The sequence below is a fragment of the Phenylobacterium sp. genome (genome assembly GCF_046290725.1).
Classification (GTDB): Bacteria; Pseudomonadota; Alphaproteobacteria; order Caulobacterales; family Caulobacteraceae; genus Phenylobacterium.
In genome coordinates, this window is record NZ_JBKBUH010000007.1 from 25455 (window position 1) to 31463 (window position 6009).

A 6009-nucleotide genomic window follows, 5' to 3' on the forward strand; every position below is an offset into this window, starting at 1 on the left:
ACTACTTCCTCTTGGCCTTCTTGTCGGCCGCGTGGCCCGGGAAGTACCGGGTGGGCGCGAACTCGCCGAGCTTCATGCCGACCATGTCTTCGCTGATCAGCACCGGCACGTGCTTCTGGCCGTTGTGGACCGCGAAGGTCAGGCCGACGAACTGCGGCATGATGGTGGAGCGGCGCGACCAGGTCTTGATCACGTCCTTGCGGCCGGACGCGTGAGCGTTGTCGGCCTTCTTGAGCAGGTATCCGTCGACGAACGGACCTTTCCAGACAGAACGGGTCATGGCTTAGCGAGCCTTCCGAGCGTGACGCGAGCGGATGATGAACTTGTCCGTCGCCTTGTTGGTGCGGGTCTTGCGGCCCTTGGTGGGCTGGCCCCAAGGCGTGACCGGGTGACGGCCGCCCGAGGTGCGGCCTTCACCGCCGCCGTGCGGGTGGTCGACCGGGTTCATGGCGACGCCGCGGACGTGCGGACGGCGGCCCTTGTGACGGGCGCGGCCGGCCTTGCCCAGCACTTCGTTCATGTGGTCCTGGTTGGACACCGCGCCGACCGTGGCCATGCAGCTGTCCGGGACCATGCGCAGCTCGCCCGAGTTCAGGCGGATCTGAGCGTAGCCGGCGTCGCGGCCGACCAGCTGGGCGTAGGCGCCGGCCGAACGGGCGATCTGGCCGCCCTTGAGGGGCTTCAGCTCGACATTGTGCACGATGGTGCCGATGGGCAGGCCGCTCAGCGGGGCGGCGTTGCCCGGCTTCACGTCGACCTTGGCCGCGGCCATCACCACGTCGCCGGCCTTCAGGCGCTGCGGGGCGATGATATAGGCCAGTTCGCCGTCCTCGTACTTGATCAGCGCGATGAAGGCGGTGCGGTTCGGGTCGTATTCGAGGCGCTGGACGGTGGCCGGCACGTCGAACTTGCGGCGCTTGAAGTCCACCTTGCGGTACAGGCGCTTGGCGCCGCCGCCGCGGAAGCGCACGGCCACGCGTCCGCCGCCGCCCCGGCCGCCGGACTTGGTCAGACCTTCGACCAGCGACTTCTCGGGCTTGCCCTTGTGGAGCTCGGACTTGTCGACCAGCACGAGGCCGCGGCGGCCCGGCGAGGTCGGATTGAACTGCTTCAGAGCCATCGGATCAGAGCCCCGTGGTGATGTCGATCGACTGGCCTTCGGCCAGCGTCACGATCGCTTTCTTGACGTCGGAACGACGGCCGGGACGACCGCGGAAGCGCTTGGTCTTGCCCTTGACCACCAGGGTGTTGACCTTGGTGACATTGACCTTGAACAGCGCCTCGACGGCGGCGGCGATCTCGTCCTTGGACGCGTCCTTGGCGACCCGGAAGACGACCTTGTTCTGCTCGGAGAGCAGCGTGGCCTTTTCCGTGATCACCGGCGACAGGATCGCGTCATAGTGGCGGGCGACGGGGTCGGCCATTACGCGGCTTCCTTCTCAGCGAAACGCGCGTTGATCGCTTCCACCGCGTCCTTGGTCAGGACGAGCGTCTGGCGACGCAGCACGTCGTAGACGTTGAGGCCGGCGTTCGGCAGCACGTCCACGTTCGGGATGTTGCGGGCGGCGAGCTTCAGGTTGCCGTCCACCTCGGCGCCGGCGATGACCAGGGCGTTCTTCACCCCGATCTTCTCGAAGCTGGCGCGCAGGGCGGCGGTCTTCGGCTCGGCCACGGCGGCGGAGTCGAGCACGATCAGCGCGCCGCTCTTGGCCTTGGACGAGAGCGCATGGCGCAGGGCCAGGGCGCGGATCTTCTTGGGCAGGTCGAAGGCGTGGCTGCGAACCACGGGGCCGTGGGCCTTGGCGCCGCCGACGAATTGGGCCGCACGGCGCGAGCCGTGACGGGCGCCGCCGGTGCCCTTCTGCTTGTACATCTTCTTGCCCGTACGAGAGACCTCGTTGCGGACCTGGATCTTGTGGGTGCCGGCGCGGCGCTTGGCGAGCTGCCAGGTGACGACGCGCTGCAGGATGTCCCCGCGAATCTCTTCGATGCCGAAGATGGCGTCCGACAGCTCGATGGAGCCGCCTTTGCCGCCGTCAAGCTTGATGACGTCGAGTTTCATTATTGGTTCTCGCCCCCAGCTTCAGGCGCCTCGGCGTCTTGCGCCGCCGGAGCTTCGGCGGCCGAAGCCTCGGCCGCAGCCGCCTTGCGCAGCGCGCCGGGCAGCGGAGCCTCGGCCGGGCGGGCCGACTTCACCGCGTCGCGGATCTTCACAAACGTGCCCTCAGCGCCCGGGACGGCGCCCTTCACCAGGATCAGGCCGCGCTCGGCATCGACCCGCCAGATGGTGAGGTTGAGGGTGGTGACGGTTTCCTGGCCGTAGTGGCCGGCCATCTTCTTGTTCTTGAAGGTGCGGCCCGGATCCTGGCGGTTGCCGGTCGAACCGTGGGAACGGTGCGACACCGACACGCCGTGGGTGGCGCGCAGGCCGCCGAAGTTCCAGCGCTTCATGGCGCCGGCGAAGCCCTTACCGATGGTGACGCCGGTGACGTCGACCTTCTGGCCGGGCACGAAATGGTCGGCGGTGAATTCCGCGCCCACCTCGATCAGGTTGTCCTCGCTCACGCGGAACTCGGCCAGTTCGCGCTTGGGCTCGACCTGAGCCTTGGCGAAGTGGCCGCGCATGGCCTTGGAGGTGTTCTTGGGCTTCTTGGCGCCCGCGCCGAGCTGGAGGGCGACATAGCCGTCCTTCTCCATCGTGCGCTGGCCCGTGACCTGGCAGCCCTCGAGGCTGAGCACGGTCACCGGCACATGGGTCCCCGCTTCGTCGAAGAAGCGCGCCATGCCCAGCTTCTTGGCGATCAATCCGGTACGCATTGACCGATCCCCTTAGAGCTTGATCTCGACGTCCACGCCGGCGGACAGGTCGAGCTTCATCAGCGCGTCCACGGTCTGCGGGGTGGGGTCGACGATGTCGAGCACGCGCTTGTGCGTGCGGATCTCGAACTGCTCGCGCGACTTCTTGTCGATGTGCGGCGAGCGGTTGACGGTGAATTTTTCGATTTGCGTCGGCAGGGGGATCGGCCCCCGGACGGTCGCGCCGGTGCGCTTGGCCGTGTTGACGATCTCGCGCGTGGAATGGTCCAGCACGCGGTGATCGAAGGCCTTGAGCCGGATGCGGATGTTCTGACGATCCATATCGCTCTTCAGTTTCCCCTACAGACGGCGGTCCGTCCGCGTGACTTTGACCATTTCAAAGACCAACCCGAAGCGCCTCTTCCGAGACGTCCGTACGCGAAAGTCCGCAAAAACAGCATGAGGCCCGAGCGAACTTCGCTTGGGCCCTACCCCGATACGCTAGCTTGCACTTGCAATCAGGCCGTTCCGCGGGCCGCGTCTGCGTTCCAAATCACTTCGGTTCGCACAGCCGGTCCAACAGGAGGCGCGTCTATACGTGGGCGACTCGCCTTCGTCAAGGCCAGGCAGGCGGGGCGCGTCAGCGCCCGACCCGCACCTCGCCCGAGCCGATCACCGCCCTGGAGACCTCGCCCCGGACCTCCCGGACGCGGACGTCTCCGGAGCCGGCGACCCGGGCCTTCAGGCTCTGGGCCACGCCGTCGAAGCTCACGTCGCCGGAGCCTGCGATGGAGGCGGTCATGGCGCCCGCCTCCCCGCCCGCCACGGTCACGTCGCCGGAGCCGGCGATCTTCACGTCGAGGTCGCCGGCGACCGAGGCCACCCAGATGTCCCCCGAGCCGGCCACCTCCACCTGCAAGGGGCCGGCGATCTCCTTGGTGCGGATGTCGCCCGACCCGGCCACGCGAAGACGCGCCTGCCCAGCGGTCCCGGCCCGCAGATCGCCGGAACCCGCCAGGTTCGCCCGCAGGCGGCCGTCGACATTGGCCACGGCCCAGTCGCCGCAGCCGGCGTTGGAGATTTCGAGATTGGCCGAGCGGCCGACGGAGCCGAACACCGCGCCGCCGGCCTCCACATCGGCGTCGCGCGGCGTGCGGATGACGATCTCAGGCATCTGGTCGTAGGCCACCTCGCCGACGCCGGAGACGTTGACCACGACTCGGCCGCCCCGCTTGCTGCAGTTCCTGATCTTTCGGTCGAGGTCGCCGTCCACGATGGTCTTTCCGCCCAGGCTGCGCACCTGCAGCGGCAGGTTCGGATGGGTGCGGACCACCTCCACCTTGATGTCGCTGCGCGCCTCGGGGATGACGGTCACCCGCACCACGGCGTCCTTGACCTCGACCTCGGCGGCCTGGGCTGCGCCGGCGGCTGCGAGGACTGCGCCAGCGGCGCACAAGCTCAGAAGACGCATCGGTCTGCTCCGATCTGGTTGAATTGTCTGGTTGGACCGTAAGCCTTGGATTTCAAGGGGTCAGCTTAAATCGAGGTCATGACCTGCCGGTCATCTTCCGGCCTCGAAGCGGGCCAGCAGGTGTTCGTGGCGCCACTGCTCGCGCGCCTTGTCGCTGGCGGAGATCAGCTCCGCGCACCGGCCCGGCCGCGGCTCGGCCCGGCCGATCTGACCGGCGCAGGCCGGATGCGGCTTCCGGTAGGCGTTCGGGTCGCGCCAGAGGCCCTCCCCGGCCAGGAAGGAGAAGGCGATGGCGTTGCGCGCCGAGCGCTTCAGGTCGTCATAGCCGGCGCCGGTCTCGCGGGCCGCGCGAGCGTACTCGTGCGAAAGGTCGATGCGGAGGATTCCAGCGTCGTCGGTGGAGAGGCTGACCGGCACGCCCCGCTGGCGCAGCCAGGCGTAGGGATGCGCCTCGCCCGACGTCTCCAGGATCACGTGGTTGGAGGTCAGGTTCACCTCCACCAGCACGCCCTTTTCGGCCATCTCGGCGACCAGAGCCTCGGCCCCGTCCTCATGCGGCAGGTCGACGCCGTGGCCGATCCTGCGCGCGCCGGCGACCCGCACCGCCTCGGCCACATGAAATCGCAGGTCGCCGGGTGTGGCGTACTTGAAGCTCAGCTCGCCCGCGTGCAGGGCCGCCGGCGCCAGTCGCCCCCCGTCGGTCAGGAAGGCGACCATCCGCATGTGCTCGGAATAGTTGGCAAGCGCCGAGGGATGATCCTCGGGCGCCACCATCTGCAGGCCGACCCAGCGCCGGTCGCGCTGGATCAACGCCACGCCGAGCTGGAGCTGGGCGAAGGTGGCCGCGAGCGGCGCGACGCGGTTTGTCTGAACCAGGTAGCGCACCGTCACCTGGCATCCGGCCATGGGCTCGGCGGTCCCGCACTTCAGCACCTCGCGGGCGCGCGCCTCCAGGGCGTCGGTTTCGGTCACGGCGGCGGCGACCAGATCGCCCAGCCCCGCCTCGAGATTGCCGGCGGCCTGGGCGGCGAAATCGCCCTTCCAGCCGACCTTCGCACCCAGCAGCGTGGACGAGGCGCCCTGAGGCGTGACCATGGCTTCGAGATAGAAGGTGTTCTGGCGCGCCAGATCCTCCATCACCTGGGCCAGCATGTCTCCGCCACGCCGCTGGCCGGCCGCGCCGAAGCGGGCGAAGGCGGAGAAGAACTGGTCGTGGCCGGAGCGGTCGCGGAAACCGGGATGGCGCGTGGTCAGGCTGTCATAGAGGGCCGAGCGCAGGGCGTCGTCGGCGAACACGGCGGCTGCGGATTTCAGATTCCCCGCCGGCTCGCAGGGCGGACGGAGCGCCAGGGCCTCGACGTCGACGCAGAGCCCGTCCTCCACCGCCCAGGCCAGGAAGGTTTCGGGAAAGATCGCGCCGGCGACGTGATTGTGCAGTTCCCCGCCCTTGGGCATCGCCTTGGTGAAGGCGGTCAGCTCGCCGTGGGTCATGTTGGCGAGATCCGGTCCCGCCTGGGCGCCGCCCGCCGCCAGGGCGAGCGCCAGGCCCGCCGCCCATTTCAAGAATCCCCGCATCGCCCCCTCCATGACGGGAGAAGCCGCCAAAGGTCGGGAGTCGAGTCAAACAAAAAGGCCGCCGGGAGTGACCCGGCGGCCTGATTGTCAGCCGAAGCTTCGGATACGTGCGAGGTCTACTCGACGATCTTGGCCACGACGCCGGCGCCCACCGTACGGCCGCCTTC

Annotated in this window: 8 protein-coding genes; all 8 read right to left on the minus strand. The window is 68.6% G+C overall.

The genetic code is table 11. The features are described 5' to 3' along the window. Position 1: 1 nt before the first annotated feature. Positions 2 to 280, minus strand: coding sequence for a 30S ribosomal protein S19 (rpsS, locus tag ACK41C_RS20565; protein WP_409658565.1), 279 nt, complete (start codon positions 278 to 280; stop codon positions 2 to 4). A 3-nt stretch (positions 281 to 283) separates the two neighbouring features. After that, positions 284 to 1120, minus strand: a complete 837-nt coding sequence (gene rplB, locus ACK41C_RS20570) for a 50S ribosomal protein L2 (protein ID WP_409658568.1) — start codon at positions 1118 to 1120, stop codon at positions 284 to 286. 4 nt (positions 1121 to 1124) lie between these two features. Next, a complete protein-coding gene (locus ACK41C_RS20575; RefSeq protein WP_409658571.1) occupies positions 1125 to 1424 on the minus strand; it encodes a 50S ribosomal protein L23 in 300 nt (99 codons plus the stop codon). Beyond that, positions 1424 to 2062 carry a 50S ribosomal protein L4 gene (rplD, locus tag ACK41C_RS20580; RefSeq protein WP_409658574.1) on the minus strand — a complete coding sequence of 213 codons (639 nt, stop codon included), beginning with the start codon at positions 2060 to 2062 and terminating at the stop codon, positions 1424 to 1426. The genes ACK41C_RS20575 and rplD overlap by 1 nt, the downstream gene beginning before the upstream one ends. Beyond that, positions 2062 to 2817: a 50S ribosomal protein L3 gene (gene rplC / locus ACK41C_RS20585; protein WP_409658577.1), complete on the minus strand. Its 756-nt coding sequence runs from the start codon at positions 2815 to 2817 to the stop codon at positions 2062 to 2064. Before rplC ends, rplD begins: the two co-directional genes overlap by 1 nt. Before the next feature lie 12 nt (positions 2818 to 2829). Beyond that, positions 2830 to 3138, minus strand: coding sequence for a 30S ribosomal protein S10 (rpsJ, locus tag ACK41C_RS20590; RefSeq protein ID WP_110449816.1), 309 nt, complete (start codon positions 3136 to 3138; stop codon positions 2830 to 2832). Positions 3139 to 3436: 298 nt separating this feature from the next. Continuing rightward, a complete protein-coding gene (locus ACK41C_RS20595; RefSeq protein ID WP_409658580.1) occupies positions 3437 to 4267 on the minus strand; it encodes a GIN domain-containing protein in 831 nt (276 codons plus the stop codon). A 90-nt stretch (positions 4268 to 4357) separates the two neighbouring features. Then, a complete protein-coding gene (locus ACK41C_RS20600) occupies positions 4358 to 5842 on the minus strand; it encodes an adenosine deaminase family protein (RefSeq protein WP_409658583.1) in 1485 nt (494 codons plus the stop codon). Positions 5843 to 6009: the final 167 nt, after the last annotated feature.